Source organism: Acidobacteriota bacterium (assembly GCA_016716905.1).
In the GTDB taxonomy this organism is placed as follows: Bacteria; Acidobacteriota; Vicinamibacteria; order Vicinamibacterales; family SCN-69-37; genus SYFT01.
The window spans coordinates 498,521-517,725 of record JADJUS010000022.1 but is presented as its reverse complement, the minus strand read 5'-3'; the positions used below and the strand labels follow the sequence as shown (position 1 = coordinate 517,725).

The following is a 19,205-nucleotide window of genomic DNA, read 5'->3' as shown; positions in this document are numbered from 1 at the left end:
TCAGAGGTCGTTTTAATCCGGCCTTGTACAATAGCGGCCGTACGAAGGCCCCTGCCATGACCCACACAACTCCCGCCATTCCCCGGCGCCGCCTCCCGTGGCGCGTTGCCGCGTTCGTCACAGTCGTCGCCGCGCTGCTGGTGGACGGCACCGGGGCGCAGTTGATCGACACCAGCGCGCTGCCGAACTTCGACATCCGCACGGAGCGCAGCACCGCAGCTGCCGGGTATGTGGAGCGGGCGGCGTCAGCCGCTGCAGCCGGGCGGCAGTTGCGATCGGCCGCGCGCGCCGAGGGCCTGGCCGCACTTCAGGCCGACATGAGCGGCGTGGACGTCGTGTCGAGTTCCACCCTGGGGACCCTCGAAGTGGTGAGCGCACGACCGGGCACGGGATTTCTGACCGGGCCTTCGCCCGACCGTGTGGGCGCGATGCGCACGTTCCTGTCGCGTTACTCGGATGCCTACGGCGTGTCGGCGGTCGAGGCGGATGCACTCTCGCTGCTCTCCAACTACGCAAACCCATCCGGCAACATGGCCTGGGTGGAGTTCGAGCAGTCCATCAACGGCATCCCCGTGTTCCAGGGCCTGGTCCGCGGCGGCTTCACGGCTCAAGGGGAACTGGCGCGCACCACCGGCACACTGGCGTCGGTATTTGATCCGGGCAGTCTTGCGACCACCTCGGCGTTCACTGCGGCGCAAGCGGTGGCGCGCGCGGCCGGCAGTGTGGGCTGGACGCAGGAGGCGTCGGCCCTGCACCAATCGCCGGGCCGCAACGGCAGCACCATGGTGTCGCGAGGCACGATGGCGGGGGACGCGCGCGCGTGGCTGGTGTATTTCCCCGTGGCGCATGGCGCGGCGCGCCTCGCGTGGGCGATGGAACTCTGGGGCGACCCCGACGCGTTCCTGATCCTGATTGACGCCGAAGACGGCACGGTGCTCTTCCGCAAGAACGCGACGAACTACCAGACGCAGTCGGCCACGTACCACGTCTACAACGACGACAGCCCCGCACCGATGTCGCCAAGCACGATGCTGCCGGGGTCGGGCACCCAGGCTCCGTACATCCTGCGGTCACCCCTCACGCTCATCGGCAACGAAGGGCCCCTGTCGTTCAACAACCTGGGGTGGATGACCGACGGCGTGAATGGCGGCAACGGCTGGACCGACGGCAACAACGTGCAGGCCGGTCTCGACCTCGTCTCCCCTGACGGCATCGAGGTCGTCGCTGCCGGCGCGCTGCGCGTGTTTAATTCCACGTACGACCCGGCTGTTGACGCGCCGAGCACCAACAACTACCGGGTGGGAGAAGTCATCAACCAGTTCTACTGGACCAACAAGTACCACGATCAGCTGTACCTGCTCGGGTTCACGGAGGCCGCAGGCAATTTCCAGAACGACAATTTCGGACGCGGCGGTGTGGCCGGAGACCGGGTGCGCGCTGAGGCGCAGGACTACTCGGGCACCAACAACGCCAATTTTTCGACACTGCCGGATGGCACCAGCGGCCGCATGCAGATGTATGTGTTCACGGGGCCGACGCCGGACCGGACGTCCGGCCTCGATCACGACGTCCTGCTGCACGAGCTGACGCACGGCACGTCGAACCGCCTGCACGGCAACGCGTCCGGGCTGCTCGCGACCATGTCGGGTGGCATGGGCGAGGGGTGGTCCGATTTCTACGCGCGCGCCATCCTCTCCACAGCGGCGGAAGACGTGAACGGCATCTATTCGATGGGCGGCTATGTCACGAACCTGATGGTTGCCGGGTTCACCGACAACTACTACTACGGGATCCGGCGCTTCCCGCACGCGGTGAAAACGAACCTGGGGAGCAACGGCAAGCCGCACAACCCGCTGACGTTTGCCGATATCGACCCGGCGCAGATCAACCTGACGGACGGCGCATACGCACGGGGTCCGATCGGGTCGGCCACGGCGTTCCAGGTGCACAACATCGGCGAAGTATGGGCGGCGGCGCTGTTCGAAGTGCGCGCCCGTTTCATCAACCGGTTGGGCTGGGCCACCGGCAACCAGCGCATCCTGCAGTTCGTGACCGACGGCATGAAGCTGGATCCGTGGAACCCCACGCTGCTGCAGGGGCGCGATTCGATTCTCGCGGCCGCGAACGCCGGCGGCGGCACGGCGGCCGACATCGCCGACATCTGGGCGGGATTCGCCACGCGCGGCATGGGCGCCAGCGCGCTCATCGTCAATCCGAACACCGGGACTGTGGTCGAGGCCTTTGATCTTCCCGGCCTCGTCTCCGGCTCATCGTCGCTCACGGCCGAGTCCATTCCGAACTCGCGGATCGACCCCACCGAAGTGGTGAGTGTGTCGCTGTGCATCGTGAACAACGGCCCGAGCACCAGCGGCAGCGTCACGGGCACACTGGCGGCGAGTGGCGGCGTGTCGTCGCCGTCGGGCGCGCAGAGCTACGGCACGATTGGCGCCGGTGCGTCGGAGTGCCGCACCTATTCGTTCACGGTGAGCGCGGCGTGCAGTGCCACGTTGACCGCGACGCTCGGGATCACCGAGAGCGGCGGACCGTCGAAGAACCTGACGTATGCGTTCCAGGTGGGCAGCCCGGTGGTCATCCTCTCGCAGAACTTCGACGGCGTGGGCGCGCCTGCGCTGCCCGCAGGATGGACCACGAGCACGTTGTCGGGCACGGCGAATTTGTGGGCGACGAGCGTGACGAAGCCAGACACTGCGCCCAACCGCGCATTTGCCACGGACCTCGGTTCGGCCAGCCACAGCGTGTTGGTGTCGCCGAGCATCGCGATGCCGGCAGGCGCGGCCACGCTGACCTTCAGGCACGCGTACGAGATGGAGCCCGGCTGGGACGGTGGCGTGCTTGAGATTTCCATTGCCGGTGGGGCGTTTCAGGACATCGTGACGGCCGGCGGGAGCTTCGTGAGTGGGGGATACAACGGCACGTCCACCAGCGGTGGCGCATTCACTCCTACGCGATCGGTGTGGACCAGCATCTCAGGGGGATACATCACCACTGTCGTAAACCTTCCGGCAGCCTCGCAGAGCCAGAACATTCAGTTGCGGTGGCGCATCGGCTCGGACGCTGTCTACGGCACCTTCGGCTGGTCTGTGGACACGGTCGTGGTCCGGCTGACGGCGTTTGATTGTGGTGCGCCGCTGCCCGGCGCGTTCAGCCACACGAGTCCGGCAAATGGGGCGACGGGACAGTCCACGAGTCCGACGCTGTCGTGGAGTGCCAGCTCTGGTGCCGCGAGTTACGAGTACTGCATCGACACGAGCAACAACAGCGCGTGCAACGCGACCTGGACGTCGACGGGGACGAACACCAGCGTCGGCCTGAGCGGCTTGCCTGCCGGCACGGCGCATTACTGGCACGTGCGGGCGATCAACCCCGGCGGGACCACGTACGCCGAGGGGAACTCCGCCACGTTCTGGAGCTTCACGACGCAGGTGGCCGCCCCTGGGGCGTTCAGTCATACGAGCCCGGCGAATAGCGCCACAGGGCAATCGACGAGCCCGACGCTGTCGTGGGGCGCGAGCACTGGCGCGGCCAGTTACGAGTACTGCATCGATACGACGAACGACAGTGCTTGCACGACCTGGGTCTCGACCGGCACCAACACCAGCGTGGGCCTGAGCGGGCTGCCGGCGGGGACGGCGCACTACTGGCATGTGCGTGCGATCAATCCTGGCGGTACCACCTACGCGGAAGGGAACTCCGCCACCTTCTGGAGCTTCACCACGCAGGTGGCGGCCCCAGGGGCGTTCAGTCATACGAGCCCGGCGAATAGCGCCACAGGGCAATCGACGAGCCCGACGCTGTCGTGGGGCACGAGTAGTGGCGCCGCGAGTTACGAGTACTGCATCGACACCAGCAACAACAGCGCGTGCAATGCGACCTGGACCTCGACGGGGACGAACACCAGCGTCGGCCTGAGCGGGTTGCCGGCGGGGACGGCGCACTACTGGCATGTGCGTGCGATCAATCCTGGCGGTACCACCTACGCGGAAGGGAACTCCGCCACCTTCTGGAGCTTCACGACGCAGGTGGCTGCACCCGGTGCGTTCAGCCACACGAGTCCGGCAAATGGGGCGACGGGGCAGTCGACGAGCCCGACGCTGTCGTGGGGCGCGAGCAGTGGGGCCGCGAGTTACGAATACTGCATCGATACGGTCAACAACAGCGCCTGTGATGCGTCCTGGACGTCGACGGGGACGAACACCAGCGTCGGCCTGAGCGGGTTGCCGGCGGGGACGGCGCACTACTGGCATGTGCGTGCGATCAATCCTGGCGGGACCACCTACGCGGAAGGGAACTCCGCCACCTTCTGGAGCTTCACCACGCAGGTGGCGGCCCCAGGGGCGTTTAGTCACACGAGCCCCTCCAATAGCGCGACGGGCCAGTCCACGAGCCCGACGCTGAGCTGGGGCACGAGCGCCGGTGCTGCGAGTTACGAGTACTGCGTCGACACGACGAACGACAGTGCCTGCACGACCTGGTTCTCGACCGGCACGAACACGAGCGTTGGCATGAGTGGCCTCGCAGCCGGCACGGCGCATTACTGGCACGTGCGCGCGATCAACCCCGGCGGGACGACCTACGCCGAAGGGAACTCCGCCACCTTCTGGAGCTTCACCACGCAGGTGGCGGCCCCAGGGGCGTTTGGTCACACGAGCCCCTCCAACAGCGCGACGGGCCAGTCCACGAGCCCGACGCTAAGCTGGGGCACGAGCACTGGCGCGGCCAGTTACGAGTACTGCATCGACACGACGAACGACAGTGCCTGCACGACCTGGGTCTCGACCGCCACAAGCACGAGCGTTGGCCTCAGCGGCCTCGCGGCGGGGACGCCGCACTACTGGCACGTGCGAGCGATTAATCCCGGCGGCACCACCTATGCAGAGGCGAACTCTGCCACGTTCTGGAGCTTCACGACGCAGGTGGCAGCACCGGGTGCGTTCAGTCACACAAGTCCGGCGAATGGCGCCACCGCGCAGTCCACGAGCCCGACGCTGAGCTGGGGCGCGAGCACCGGCGCTGCGAGTTACGAGTACTGCATCGACACGACGAACGACAGTGCTTGCACGACCTGGGTCTCGACCGGCACCAACACCAGCGTGGGCCTGAGCGGCCTTGCGGTTGGGACGGCGCACTACTGGCATGTGCGGGCGATCAATCCTGGTGGGACGACGTACGCCGAGGGGAGCACCTCCACGTTCTGGAATTTCACGACGCAGGTGGCCGCCCCGGGAGCGTTCACACATACGAGTCCGTCGAATGGTGCGATAGGGCAATCCACGAGTCCGACGCTCGCGTGGGGTACGAGCAGTGGTGCTGCGAGTTACGAATACTGCATCGATACGGTCAACAACAGCGCCTGTGATGCGTCCTGGACGTCAACGGGTACAAACACGAGCGTGGGCCTGAGCGGCTTGCCTGCCGGCACGGCGCACTACTGGCACGTGCGAGCGATTAATCCCGGCGGCACCACCTATGCAGAGGCGAACGCTGCCACGTTCTGGAACTTCACCACGTTGGCCGTGCCGGCTGCCTTCGGTCACACGAGCCCGGCGAACGGTGCAACGGGCCAGGCGACGAACCCGACGTTGAGTTGGGGTGCGAGCGCCGGCGCGGTGAGCTACGAGTACTGCCTCGACACCAATAACAACAGCGCATGCGACACGAGTTGGATTTCAACCGGCGCGACCGCAAGCGTCGGACTCAGTGGTCTGGGCGGCGGTACGGCGTATTACTGGCAGGTGCGGGCCATCAATGGCAGCGGCACTATTTATGCCGACGGCAACCTCAACACCTTCTGGAGCTTCACGACCCAGGTCGGAGCGCCCGGGGCGTTCAGCCATACGAGCCCCGCGAACGGTGCGACGGGGCAGTCGACGAGCCCGACGCTCTCGTGGGGCACGAGCACGGGCGCAGCGAGTTACGAGTACTGCATCGATACGACGAACGACAGTGCCTGCACCACCTGGATCTCGACCGGCACCAACACCAGTGTGGGCCTGAGCGGTCTGCCGGCCGGCACCGCGCACTACTGGCACGCGCGGGCGATTAATCCCGGCGGCACCACGTACGCCGAAGGAAACTCCGCGACGTTCTGGAGCTTCACGACGCAGGTAGCGGCGCCGGGAGCCTTCACTCACACGAGCCCGGCGAATAGCGCGACAGGGCAGTCGACGAGCCCGACGCTAAGCTGGGGCACGAGCACGGGCGCGGCGAGTTACGAGTACTGCATCGATACGACGAACGACAGTGCTTGCACGACCTGGGTCTCGACCGCCACAAGCACGAGCGTTGGCCTCAGCGGCCTCGCGGCGGGGACGCCGCACTACTGGCACGTTCGGGCAATCAACCCCGGCGGCACCACCTACGCCGAAGGGAACTCCGCCACCTTCTGGAGCTTCACCACTCAGGTGGCGGCCCCAGGGGCGTTTGGTCACACGAGCCCCTCCAATAGCGCGACAGGCCAGTCCACGAGCCCGACGCTAAGCTGGGGCACGAGCACGGGCGCAGCGAGTTACGAGTACTGCATCGATACGACGAACGACAGTGCGTGCACGACTTGGGTCTCCACCGCGACGAACACGAGCGTTGGCCTGAGCGGCCTCGCGGCCGGCACGGCGCACTACTGGCATGTGCGAGCGATCAATCCCGGTGGGACGACCTACGCCGAAGGCAACTCGGCCACCTTCTGGAGCTTCACCACGTCGGCACTGCCTCCGGGCGCGTTTGGCAAAACCACGCCGGCCAGTGGAGCGACCGGCCAGCCGGTGAACCCCGTGCTGAGCTGGAACGCCAGCAGTGGTGCGGCCAGCTACGAGTATTGCTACGACACGACGAACAACAACGCGTGTGACGCCAGTTGGGTTGCGGTTGGCACGTCGACCAGCGCGTCAGTGACCGGGCTGCCGTCCAACACCACCCACTACTGGCATGTGCGCGCGATCAACGGCGCGGGCACGACGTACGCCGAAGCCGACGCCACCATGTTCTGGGCGTTCACCACCGGTGTGCCGGCTCCAGCGTTCGGCCAAGTCGATACCCCGGCGCAAAATGCCACCGGGGTGCAGGGCGCGATCGGCGTCACCGGCTGGGCCCTCGACGACGGGGGCGTGAGCAGCGTGCAGATTTATCGCAACTGCCTCGCGTTCGAGCCGGGCAATTGCCAGACCGTGCTGGGCAACAGTGTGGTCTATATCGGCGATGCGGCGTTCCTGGCCGGCGCGCGGCCCGACGTGGCCGCCGCCTTCCCGACGCATCCGCAAAGCGGGCGCGCCGGGTGGGGCTATCTGATGCTCACGCCGATGCTGCCGCACGTGCCGAATGCGCAGCCCTTTGGCGGTCAAGGGCCGCTCACGCTCTACATCGTCGCCACCGACTCGTCGGCCAACAAGACGTTGTTGGGACGGACGTTTGTGCCGGGGCCGGACTTCTCGACACCGACGACGTTCACGATGGCGAATGACACGATCGCGAAACCCTTCGGCGCGATCGATACGCCGGGCCAGGGCCAGACGATCGGCGGCATCTTCAACAACTTCGGGTGGGTGATCACGCCGGACCTGAACACCGTCGCTGATGGCACCGACATCCTGGTGCCCACCAACGGCTCCACGATGACCGTGTTCATCGACGGATTGCCGGTATCGACCGTGGCCTACAACCAGTGCCGCGGGACGCCGGGAATCCCGTCCCCCCTGGTGTCTACTGCAACGACGATGTGTCGAACATCTTCGGGAACCCGACGCCGGTGTTGACGCCGAATGCGCCGCGCACGAGCAACCCGACGAAGTTCCGCAACCTCGATGCCGCGCGTGCGCCGATCGGTGCGTACACGTTCAACACCAACACTCTGGCGAATGGTCTGCACACGATCGCGTGGAGTGTGACGGACTCGGCGGGCCGGAATGAAGGCATCGGGTCGCGGTTCTTCAACGTGCTCAATGGCGCGCCCGTGGCCGCCGTTGAGGATGCGCTTCTGGCTGCGCCGTCGAAGGTGCTCGGCGCCGCCGCCACCCTCGACGTGCACGCGCCCGGCACGGACGGCGTGTGGAGCCGGGCTGGATTTAGTCTGACGACGCCGTGGGCAGCCATGCACGCGAAAGACGACGGCACGTTTGCGGTGCGCCTGGCGGAACTGGGCCGCCTTGAACTCTGGCTCGGCGCCGACGTAGACGCCGGGTATCTGGTGGCGGAAGGCAAGCTGCATCCGTTGCCGGTGGGCTCGTCGCTCTCAGGCGCACAGTTCGGGTGGACGCCACCGGCCGGCTACACAGGCGCGTACACGCTGGTGTTCATCCGTGGCGGCGACCGGATCACGGTGACGGTCACGGTTGGCGGACGGTAAGCAGGGAATATTCACCATGAAGTGCATGAAGGTCCATGAAGGCGCCTGGGTGGGCGCCGCCTTTGGCGGAAGGCACGATCAGAGGGAAGTCACGAACGAACGCAGCCGGAAACCAAAACGACCTCTGAGGTAATTACCCGGTCAATTGCCGGTAATTACCTCAGAGGTCGTTTTGTCCCATGGCTGTGTTCGTTCGTGACCTCCCTCTGATCGCGCAGCCCGGCAGAGCCGGGCTCCCACCCAGGCGCTTCTGACGCCCCGCCTCTCCTGGACCCTTCATGGATCTACATGGAGCTTCATGGTGAAAGCTCTGAAAGACGCGGGTAAGATACACAGTCTCTTGGCCCGATTCCCACGTACGTTTCTGATTCTGGGCGCGATCATCGCGGCGACTGTGCCCGTGAAAGTGGATCGCCTTGACCTGGCACCGCAAGGCGCGGCCCTGTCGGCGCAGTTCAAACAACTATCGGGCCCCCCAGACGAGTTTGCCGACATGGCCCCGGCCGATCCGGTGCGCTCGGCCACGCATTCAAAAAGCGCCCTGCTGCCGGTCGTATTGGAAGACGATGGCAGCGGTCGGTGGGTGTGGCAATCCGACATTCCTCTCGAGGCACGCCATCTGCGTTTTGCCGTCGTGTCCGGTACGTCGAGATTCGGGGCACCCGTCGCAGGCAACAGCCAGTCCTGGACCGTGGCGCTCCGCAGGACCACCGGCGCGGCTGCCCCCGAAGAGGTGGCCGCGATCGGGTCGCAGTCGTTTGGCCTGTCGGCGGGCAGCGGCATTCCCGCTACCTACTATGTGTTCCAGGGGCTTGACCCAGGTACGGGCCAGCTCTCCATTTCTTCCGCGGGACCGGGACAGGGATTTGTCCTGATCGAAGGATCGGGCGCCACGCGTCTGCTCTCGCATCAGGTGTCGTTCGACCAGCGGGTCGGGAGGCGCATCGGCATCCTGGCACACGTGTACGACCGCGATAACGGGCCGCAGCCGCTTCGGCTCGGCAATGTTGAAGACGCCGTCCTTCGCGTTGTGGCCCCGGATGGAACGGTGACGACGAGCGGTATGTACGACGATGGGTTGCGCGGTGATGGCGGGGCCGGCGACGGCGTCTACGGCGGTGATTTCGCGGCGGACGTCGCAGGCGCGTTCAACGCGCAAGTCATCGTGCGCGGCCGCGACAATGTCGGCACCGGCTTTGTCCGCACAGCCGAGCACTCCATCCCGATCGTCGAAGATCGCATTGACCTCGGCGGGCAGGAGGCCGTGGTTGATGTGCTCAGTGAACACCGCCTGCGGATACGTGTAGGGGTGGTGACGGATCAGCCCACCCGGCACTATCGCGTCGTGGCCCAGGTGTGGGGCGCGGCGACGCCCGGCGCCGCCCCATCGCGGCCTGTGGCCTGGGTCGGGGGGATGGTGGCGATTGCGGACGGTTCGCTGAATCTCGGGTTCGACCGGCGCTGGATTACCAGGGCCGGTGCGTTCGAACCATTCGAGTTGCGGCATCTGCGCGTCGAAGACCCGGATGTGTATGTGACGGTGGCGTCGGCGGACCGCCTGCGGATCGTGATGCCGACGCTGCCGGCCACGATCCTGCGCGGCGATCAGATCGCCATTGATGACGAGATGCTGGTGGGGCCGAGGCCTGCCACGTTGCCCGCGGCGAACAATCTCTACACGAGCGGCGTGGGGCACAAGTTGGTGCTGGTGCATGGGTACTGCTCGAGTGATGTCTGGGCGCCTGTGGCGGCCCAGTTCACCAACAACATGCGGTTTCTGGACTTGACTCAGAACCGATCGAACGATCAGTTCGCCCAGCGGATCCTGAACCAGGCTCTGGCGGTCAACTCCTACTCCATCGTCGCCCACAGTCAGGGTGGGATGGCGGCGCTGCATCTGTACGCGAACTACTGGAGCGGTCTGGACAATGCGGGACCCGGCCGCCTGATTCAGTCGGTAGGCACTCCCTACCTCGGCACGCCTCTGGCTCTCTCCGTCAACGCCTTCCTGGCTCAGCTTGCGGGAATCGGGTGCGGTGCCAACACCGATCTGACTCCCACGGGCGCGGCGAATTGGCTGGCCGGCATTCCCGTGGCCAAACGCGCGGCAGTCAACTACTACACGACGTCCTACACAGACTCGCCGGGCGTGGATGATTACTGCAATTCCATTACCGAGATCATTCTGGATGCGCCCAATGATGGCGTGGTCGAACAGGTACGGGGGCAGCTGGCGAGTGGTGTCAATCAGGGGCACACCATCGGCTGGTGTCATACCTCCGGCATGCGCGACCCCTCCCAGATCTCAGACGCCGGGCGCAACGCCATCCTGAATGCCAACGCGGCTGTGGGCCCGCCAGAGGTCACCACGGTTGCGGCGAGTGCGATTGGGGAGACCACGGCCACGTTCAACGGCACTGTGAACCCGAATGGCGCGTCCACCACGACAGCGTTTGAGTACGGCCTCACCACCGGGTATGGCCTGACGATTGCGGCCCAGACGCAATCGGGGTCCACTGCGCAGAGCATTTCGGCGGCCGCCGTACTGTCGTGCGGAACCACCTATGAATACCGCGCGACCGGCACCAACTCGGCCGGCACGAGGACCGGTCAAAACATGTCGGTCACCACGAGCCCGTGTCAGACGAGGGTCATCGGCCTTTCTGGGAATCTGGCATTCGGCAATGTCACCGTCGATACCACTGCGGCGCGGACACTGACGATCAGCAACGCCGGCAACGCGTCGTTGACGGTGACCGCTCTCGCGTATCCTTCCGGTTTCAGCGGCGCATGGAGTGGATCCATCCCGGCTGGTGGGTCTCAGGATGTGTCCGTGACGTTTGCGCCGGTCGCCGCCACCGGCTACGGCGGGACGGTGACGGTCAATTCAGACAAGACGAGTGGCACGGACACCATCGCCGCTTCGGGGACTGGCGTGATCGCGCCTCCGGGCGCCTTCGGCCATACGAGTCCGGCGAACTTCGGGACCGGCCTTCCCACCAGCCCGACCCTGGCGTGGGGCACCAGCAGCGGCGCAGCGAGCTACGAGTACTGCATCGACACCACCAACAACAGTGCGTGCGACGCAGCTTGGACCTCCACCGGTACGAACACGAGCATCGGCCTGAGCGGCTTGGTCGCAGGCACGGTGCACTACTGGCACGTGCGGGCAATCAACCCCGGCGGCACGACCTACGCCGAAGGGAACTCCGCCAGCTTCTGGAGTTTCACCACTCAGGTGACGGCGCCAGCGGCGTTCAGCCATACGAGTCCCGCGAACGGGGCGACCGGGCAGTCCACGAGCCCGACACTCTCGTGGGGCACGAGCACCGGTGCGGCCAGTTACGAGTACTGCATCGACACGACGGACGACAGTGCCTGCACGACCTGGGTTTCCACCGGGACCAACACCAGCGTAGGCCTGACCGGCCTTGCGGCCGGCACGGCTCACTACTGGCATGTGCGCGCGATCAATCCCGGCGGCACGACTTACGCCGAAGGCAACGCCGCCACCTTCTGGAGTTTCACGACACCGGCACCGCTGCCGGGCGCGTTTGGCAAGACCACGCCGGCTAGTGGCGCAACCGGCCAGCCGGTGAACCCTGTGCTGAGCTGGAACGCCAGCAGTGGGGCATTCGGGTACGAGTACTGCGTGGACACGAACAATAACAATGCGTGTGATGGGCCGTGGGTGCCGGTGGGCTCGGCGACCAGCGTGCCGATGATCGGCCTGCCGTCGAACACGACGCACTACTGGCATGTGCGTGGGCTCAACGGCGCGGGCACGACGTACGCCGAAGCCGACGCCACCATGTTCTGGGCCTTCACCACCGGCGTGCCGGCTCCGGCGTTCGGCCAAGTCGATACCCCGACGCAGAATGCCACCGGCGTGCAGGGCGCGATTGGTGTGACCGGCTGGGCGCTCGACGACGGCGGCGTGAGCAGCGTGCAGATTTATCGCAACTGCCTCGCGTTCGAGCCGGGCAATTGCCAGAACGTGCTGGGCAACAGCGTGGTCTACATCGGCGACGCCGCGTTCCTGGCCGGCGCGCGGCCCGACGTGGCCGCCGCCTTCCCGACGCATCCGCAAAGCGGGCGCGCCGGGTGGGGCTATCTGATGCTCACGCCGATGCTGCCGCACGTGCCGAATGCGCAGCCCTTTGGCGGCCAGGGGCCGCTCACGCTCTACATCGTCGCCACCGACTCGTCGGCCAACAAGACGTTGTTGGGACGGACGTTTGTGCCGGGGCCGGACTTCTCGACACCGACGACGTTCACGATGGCGAATGACACGATCGCGAAACCCTTCGGCGCGATCGATACGCCGGGCCAGGGCCAGACGATCGGCGGCATCTTCAACAACTTCGGGTGGGTGATCACGCCGGACCTGAACACCGTCGCTGATGGCACCGACATCCTGGTGCCCACCAACGGCTCCACGATGACCGTGTTCATCGACGGATTGCCGGTATCGACCGTGGCCTACAACCAGTGCCGCGGTACCGCCGGGAATCCCGTCCCCCCTGGTGTCTACTGCAACGACGATGTGTCGAACATCTTCGGGAACCCGACGCCGGTGTTGACGCCGAATGCGCCGCGCACCAGCAACCCGACGAAGTTCAGGAACCTGGATGCTGCGCGCGCGCCCATCGGCGCCTACACGTTCAACACCGCGAGCCTGGCGAATGGCCTGCACACGATCGCGTGGAGTGTGACGGACTCGGCGGGCCGGAATGAAGGCATCGGGTCGCGGTTCTTCAACGTGCTCAATGGCGCGCCCGTGGCCGCCGTTGAGGATGCGCTTCTGGCTGCGCCGTCGAAGGTGCTCGGCGCCGCCGCCACCCTCGACGTGCACGCGCCCGGCACGGACGGCGTGTGGAGCCGGGCTGGATTTAGTCTGACGACGCCGTGGGCAGCCATGCACGCGAAAGACGACGGCACGTTTGCGGTGCGCCTGGCGGAACTGGGCCGGCTCGAGCTGTGGCTCGGCGCCGACGTGGATGCCGGGTACCTGGTGGCGGAAGGCAAACTGCATCCGTTGCCGGTGGGCTCGTCGCTCTCAGGCGCACAGTTCGGGTGGACGCCCCCGGCCGGCTACACGGGCGCGTACAGGCTGGTGTTTATCCGTGGCGGTGACCGCATCACGGTGACGGTCACGGTTGGCGGTCGGTAAGCAGGGAATGTTCACCATGAAGTGCATGAAGGTCCATGAAGGGTGAGGGGTTGGGTGCCGCCTTCGGCGGCACGCAGGATCGGAGGGACGTCACAAACGAGCGCAGCCGAAGGACAAAACGACCTCTGAGGTAATTACCGGGCAGTTGTCTCGGTAATTACCTCAGAGGTCGTTTTGGTTTCCGGCTGCGTTCGTTTGTGACGTCCCTCCGATCCTGTGGCCCCGGCGTAGCCGGGCCCCCAACCCCGCGCTTCTGGCACCCCATCGCCTGACCGCTTCATGGATCTTCATGGCCCTTCATGGTGAAAGCTCTGACAGGAAACCGCCTGCCGACTATGATCTCTGGGTGACAGAGCGGGAACGTGTGCGTATTGCCATCGACGGCCGGGCTCTCAGTGGGCCGGCAGCAGGCGTGCGCCGGTACGTGACCGAACTCTGGCGCGCGATGGGACGTGTCGAACCGGAGGTGACGGGCGTGGCGCTCGGCGGTGACGCCGTCAGCGCACGTGCGGCAGGCCTCTCGCACCAGCGCGTCGGCTCGCTCCTGCCCACCAACCTTGGATGGTCGGCGCTTGCGCTGCCACGCGCGGTCCGCAAGCTGCGCCCCGACGTCTTTCATGCGCCGGCCTACACCGCGCCGCTCTGGGGCGCGCGCCCGCTGGTGCTCACCATCCACGACGTGTCGTATGCCCGGCACCCGGAGTGGTACCCGCACTCCTCGGGCGCCCTTCGCCAGGCGTTTTACCGGCGGTCGGCTCAACGCGCGGATCGCATCATCACCGACTCCACGTTTTCACGTGATGAGATCGTGGCGGCCTACGGCGTGGACCCTGCAAAAATCGCGGTCATTCCGCTCGGCGTCTCCGCCGATTTCCGGCCTGGCCCGCCTTCACGCCGCGAGCCCATCATCCTGCACGTGGGCGATCTGCACACACGCCGCAACCTGCGCCTGCTGCTTGAGGTCGTAGCCGGACTCAGTCTGTCCATCCCGGGCCTCACACTCGTGCTGGTGGGCACCGACAGGGGCGAAGCCGCGTCGCTCACCGCACTCGCCAAGACCCTTGACGCATCCGACGTGCTGCAAGTGGCGGGCACCGTCCGCGAGCGGGACCTGTGCGCGTGGTATCAGCGCGCAGCGGTGCTTGCCTACCCCTCGCGCTACGAAGGCTTTGGCCTGCCGCTCCTTGAAGCCATGGCCTGCGGCACACCGGTCGTGGCCAGCCGCGGGTCGTCGCTCACCGAGGTCGTGGGAGATGCAGGCGTGCTTGTGGAACCCGACGATCGGGAAGGATGGGCACGCGCACTGCGCGAGGTGCTTGAACAGCCGGACCATGCCGCCGATCTGTCTCGCCGCGGCCTGGCCCGCGCCGCCGGATTCACGTGGGCCGCCACCGCCGCGCTCACCGCCGACGTCTACCGCAGCCTCCGTACCAAGTGATGCTACAGTCACGATCCGTGCGACCGAATACCCGCGTCACCACGCTCGCGATTCTCCCGGGCGAACTGGTGCTGTCGGCAGTGGCACTGGCGCTGGCGTGGCGCATCCGACTGACATCGGCCGAGTTCGCCGGTCAGTTTTCCCAGTGGATGCCGAATGCCGTCATCCTGATCACCGCGGTCGGCATCGTCTTGTTCCTGCTCATGGCGCTGGGACGCGACGGTCGCAGCATCTCCACTCTGACGATGGGGGCGTTAGCTGGCCCGTTGCTGGGCGCCGCGTGGATCTGGAACGAACAGGGCCTGGACGGCCTGCCCCGAGGCGTGGCCGGGAGCTTCATCTGGATCTACTTCCTGCTCGGCCTGGCCTGGCGCAGCGCGTGGATCCTGCACGACGCGTCGGCGTGGACACGGCCGGAGGCAGAGGGTGACGAAGGCGCCGGCGGCCTGGAACTTCGCGACGTCTCCCGCAAGCGCACGCTCGGTCTCTTCGGCGTCATTGCCCACCGCGAACTGCTGCGCAACCTCGTGATCAAGGACCTGAAACTCAAGTACCGCGGATCGGTGCTCGGCTTCGTCTGGTCGCTGCTCAATCCGCTGATCATGACCGCCATCTACACCCTCGCCTTCATCGTGGTCATCGGCGTGACCCAGCGGGCGTTTGTGATGTATCTGCTGCTGGGGTTGCTCGCGTGGAACTACTTCGTGGTGTCCGCGTCGATGTCCACAGGCTCGATCATCGATAGCGGAAGCTTCGTGAAGGGCGTGTACTTCCCTCGGCTGATCCTGCCGCTGGCCACCGTGCTCTTTAATCTCTCGCAGTACCTGCTGACCACCGTGGTGTTCCTGCCGATGATGCTGATCTTCTACCAGGTGACGCCCACGCCGATGATGCTCCTGTTCCCGGTGGTGGTTGGGCTGCAGACGGTATTCACCTTTGGCGTGGCCATGGCTTTGTCAGCCGGCACGGCCAAGTTCAGGGACGTGCGTCACTTCCTGGAAATTGCCCTCCAGGTCATTTTCTGGACGACGCCGATTGTGTATGAGGTGGCGGGCCGGCCGGCCGAGCTGCGGTCGGTGTTGATGCTGAGCCCGATGGCACCATTCATCTCGATCTATCACGACCTCTTCTACTACCAGAGCTGGCCCGATGCGGCCGTCTGGATGACGTGCCTGCTCTACACGGCGACGGCGTTCCTGGGTGGCGCCGCGCTCTTCACCAGTTGTGAGGAGAACTTTGCCGAACAGTTCTGACGTCGTCATCCGGGCCGAGCACCTGTCGAAGCGTTTCATGCTGCGGCATGACCGCACGGGTTCGATCAAGGATGCGTTCCTGGCGGCGGCCGGTCGCCGGCGGCGTGAGCGCGTGGAAGAGTTCTGGGCGCTTCGCGACGCCTCGTTCGAGGTGCGCAAGGGCGAGGCGCTCGCACTGGTCGGCCGGAACGGGTCGGGCAAGAGCACGCTGCTCAAACTCATCGCGGGCATTCACGTGCCCACGTCGGGCCGGTTGTCGATCGCCCGGTCGGCGCGCATCGGCACGATGATCGAACTGGGCATCGGTTTTCACGGCGACCTGACCGCGAAGGAAAACGTCTATCTCAACGCCTCGATCTACGGCCTGCTCCGTGCCGAAATCGATGACATCTACCCGCGCATCGTCGAGTACTCGGGCCTGGCGAATTTCATGGACGTGCCGATCCGGAACTTCTCGTCCGGCATGAACATGCGCCTTGGATTCTCGGTGGCGGCCCACCTGAAGCCCGACATGCTGCTCATCGATGAAGTGTTTGCGGTGGGCGACGCCGACTTCCAGCGGCGGTGCCTGGAGACGATGGCGGAGGTGCGGGAGCGCGGATGCACCGTGCTGTTTGTCTCGCACTCGGCGCCCGCGGTGCAGGCCATCTGCGAGCGTGCGTGCCTGCTTGAGGCCGGCCGGCTGGTCTTTGATGGGTCGGTGGACGACGCGCTTGGGCAGTATGCAGAGTTGATTGAGGACCGCGAGGATGCCGCGCTGCCAGGCAGCGAAGCGCGGGCCGCTCCTCCCGAAGAGGTAGTTGTGGAGGAGCCGGAAGATCTGGATGACCGCCCGCATCGAAAGCTGATGGGCGGCGCGTGGTCGGAGCTGGGAGCCTGGGCGCTTGATTTCCTGATGACGCGGGGGTTGCAGCCGCACGAGCACGTGCTGGACCTCGGGTGCGGGTCATTGCCCGTCACCATCGCGATGCTGCCGGCGATGGCCCCAGGGGCGTACTGGGGCTTTGAGCCGAACCGTGGTGCGTTTGAGGACGGGGTGCGCATCGAGCTGCCGAATGCCGGGCTGCGGCCCGAGCTTGGGCACTTCATCGTGAACCGGCACTTCGACTTGAGTGAGTGCCCGCACCCGTTTGCGTTCGCGTTGGCGCACTCGCTGGCGCATCGTGTGTCGGCCGAAGACTTCGGCCGTGCCGTGGCGGCCACCGTGGGCCACCTGCTGCCCAATGGTCAGTTGTTCCTGGCGGTGCCGTCGGACCTGACCGAGCACCTGGCAGTGCTCACGCGCGTGGCCGTCACGATCGACGTGACCGTGGAGCCGGTGGACCGCGCCGGCCATCCGCGGGGCGAGCCCGTGTATCGCGTGGTGCGAAAGACGCGGTAACGGTCAAAACGACCTCTGAGGTAATTACCTCAGAGGTCGTTTTGCTTACCCCAACAGGCGTTTGATGCGTTTGAGGAAGGGGCCGGCGGGGGAGGACATGAGTGCGCGCCGGAAAGAGAGCTGCAGGGCGGGCGCGGGTGGTGGCGGCGGGGGCGGCAGGTCGGCCGGGACTTCGGCGATGCCCGCGGGGGCGCCCTTGCGAAGCGTGTAGACGTTGTTGGCCGTCAGTTCCACCGGGTGCAGTCCGGGCGACGTCCGGTGCATGAAGTGCTGGCGGCAGTCGCCGAGGTCGGAGCCGGCCGCGTATCCGGCCACGTCCACCAGGTCCATGCCCTTTTCGAGCGTCCCGTATTTTTCCATCGCCTCGATGGACACGGCCGCATGTTCGTGCGCGCCGCCCGGTTCCACCAGCACCACGGGCCGGTCGTTGAGCAGGACGCGGCTGAATTCGCGCATGGCCGCCGGGCGATTCGGGATGTGGTGAAACGCCTCGAACCCGAGCACGGCATCGACGCTGGCCTGGCGAATCGGCAGGTTTTCGGCATCGCCCACCAGCAGGTGCGGGCGATTGATGCCGATCCGATGAATCGCGATCTCGAGGTACTCGCGGCAGATGTCCATGCCGATGGGCTCGTAGCCGCCGCGCAGGAACCACTCGGTCGTCCACGAATACCCAGAGCCCACATCGAGCACCACGCTGCCTCTGGTGAGCTGCAACAGGGGTTCAGACACCACGAGGTTCCTGATGAGGTGCCACGTGTGCTCGGGGGCCCACAGATTAAACGGTGCCGCATGGCCGGGGCCCCAGAAGAACGGGTCGGTGATCTTGGCGGGCAGCGCGATTTCGGCGAGTTTGTGGTGCGCGCCCGCATCGGCGGCGCCCACCAGCGTGAAGGTGTTCCACATGGCCACCAACTCGGCCGGCAACTGGCTGCTGATTCCCGCAAGCCACTCGCGTTCACGGTCAGCGTTCCGCAGGTGGTCGGACAGCACCTCCGGCACACTCTTGATGATCGGAAACCACGCGCCGCAACCTCCGCAGGTCAGGACGCCGGTCTCGACACAGACTTCGTAATTGCGGTCGGGCGGGGCGGCCGGTGACGCGAGCCTGGCCAGTGCCCGGCCAAGGTCAGTTGTGGCGGGCGTGGAAGGCGCCGGTCCCACGCCTGGGCCCGGTGACACGCGATCAAACGGCTTGAACCCCTGCGGAAAGACCCCACAGGGGATCTCGGTCACGGTGACACACGTGAGGTCACCATGGCACCGCGGACACACGACGAAATTCAGGAGGGAATAGCGCACGCCGCCTCCCTGATTTCTTCACCATGAAGGTCCATGAAGGTCCATGAAGGGTTGGTGACGCAGTCAGAAGCGCGGCGTTGGGTGCCGCCTTCAGCGGCACGCACGATCGAAGGGACGTCACGAACGAACACAGCGAGGCGAAAAAAGGACGTCGGGTGTCTTTTTGGCGGCGGCGAGCAAAAAGACACCCGACGTCTTTTTTCAAGCGCTGTGTTCGTTCGTGACGTCCCTTCGATCGTGCGGCCCCGGCGGAGCCGGGCCCCCAACGCCGCGCCTTCATGGATCTTCATGTTCTTCATGGT

General features: G+C 65.9%; 8 protein-coding genes. 6 read left to right on the top strand and 2 right to left on the bottom strand.

The window, feature by feature from the left end:
• Nucleotides 1–56 precede the first annotated feature (56 nt).
• From IPL75_18360 to IPL75_18335, 6 genes are all read left to right on the top strand, one after another.
• A complete protein-coding gene (locus tag IPL75_18360; GenBank protein ID MBK9242162.1) occupies nt 57–7,766 on the top strand; it encodes a M36 family metallopeptidase in 7,710 nt (2,569 codons plus the stop codon).
• Entirely contained in the window at nt 7,730–8,356 is a 627-nt protein-coding gene (locus IPL75_18355; GenBank protein ID MBK9242161.1) for a hypothetical protein, read from the top strand. Before IPL75_18360 ends, IPL75_18355 begins: the two co-directional genes overlap by 37 nt.
• A 340-nt stretch (nt 8,357–8,696) precedes the next feature.
• Nucleotides 8,697–13,529: a hypothetical protein gene (locus tag IPL75_18350; GenBank protein ID MBK9242160.1), complete on the top strand. Its 4,833-nt coding sequence runs from the start codon at nt 8,697–8,699 to the stop codon at nt 13,527–13,529.
• A gap of 346 nt (nt 13,530–13,875) precedes the next feature.
• Nucleotides 13,876–14,967, top strand: coding sequence for a glycosyltransferase family 4 protein (locus IPL75_18345; GenBank protein ID MBK9242159.1), 1,092 nt, complete (start codon nt 13,876–13,878; stop codon nt 14,965–14,967).
• Nucleotides 14,968–14,984: 17 nt separating this feature from the next.
• Complete coding sequence (locus tag IPL75_18340; protein ID MBK9242158.1) at nt 14,985–16,220, top strand: ABC transporter permease; 1,236 nt, start codon at nt 14,985–14,987, stop codon at nt 16,218–16,220.
• Between the two features lie 37 nt (nt 16,221–16,257).
• Complete coding sequence (locus tag IPL75_18335; GenBank protein MBK9242157.1) at nt 16,258–17,601, top strand: ABC transporter ATP-binding protein; 1,344 nt, start codon at nt 16,258–16,260, stop codon at nt 17,599–17,601.
• Nucleotides 17,602–17,646: 45 nt separating this feature from the next.
• On the opposite strand, the gene IPL75_18330 is transcribed toward IPL75_18335, so the two are convergent.
• Together IPL75_18330 and IPL75_18325 are read right to left on the bottom strand one after the other, a co-directional pair.
• Nucleotides 17,647–18,903, bottom strand: coding sequence for a methyltransferase domain-containing protein (locus tag IPL75_18330; GenBank protein ID MBK9242156.1), 1,257 nt, complete (start codon nt 18,901–18,903; stop codon nt 17,647–17,649).
• Nucleotides 18,885–19,202 (bottom strand): hypothetical protein, encoded by a 318-nt coding sequence (locus IPL75_18325; GenBank protein ID MBK9242155.1) that lies wholly within the window; start codon nt 19,200–19,202, stop codon nt 18,885–18,887. Before IPL75_18325 ends, IPL75_18330 begins: the two co-directional genes overlap by 19 nt.
• Nucleotides 19,203–19,205: the final 3 nt, after the last annotated feature.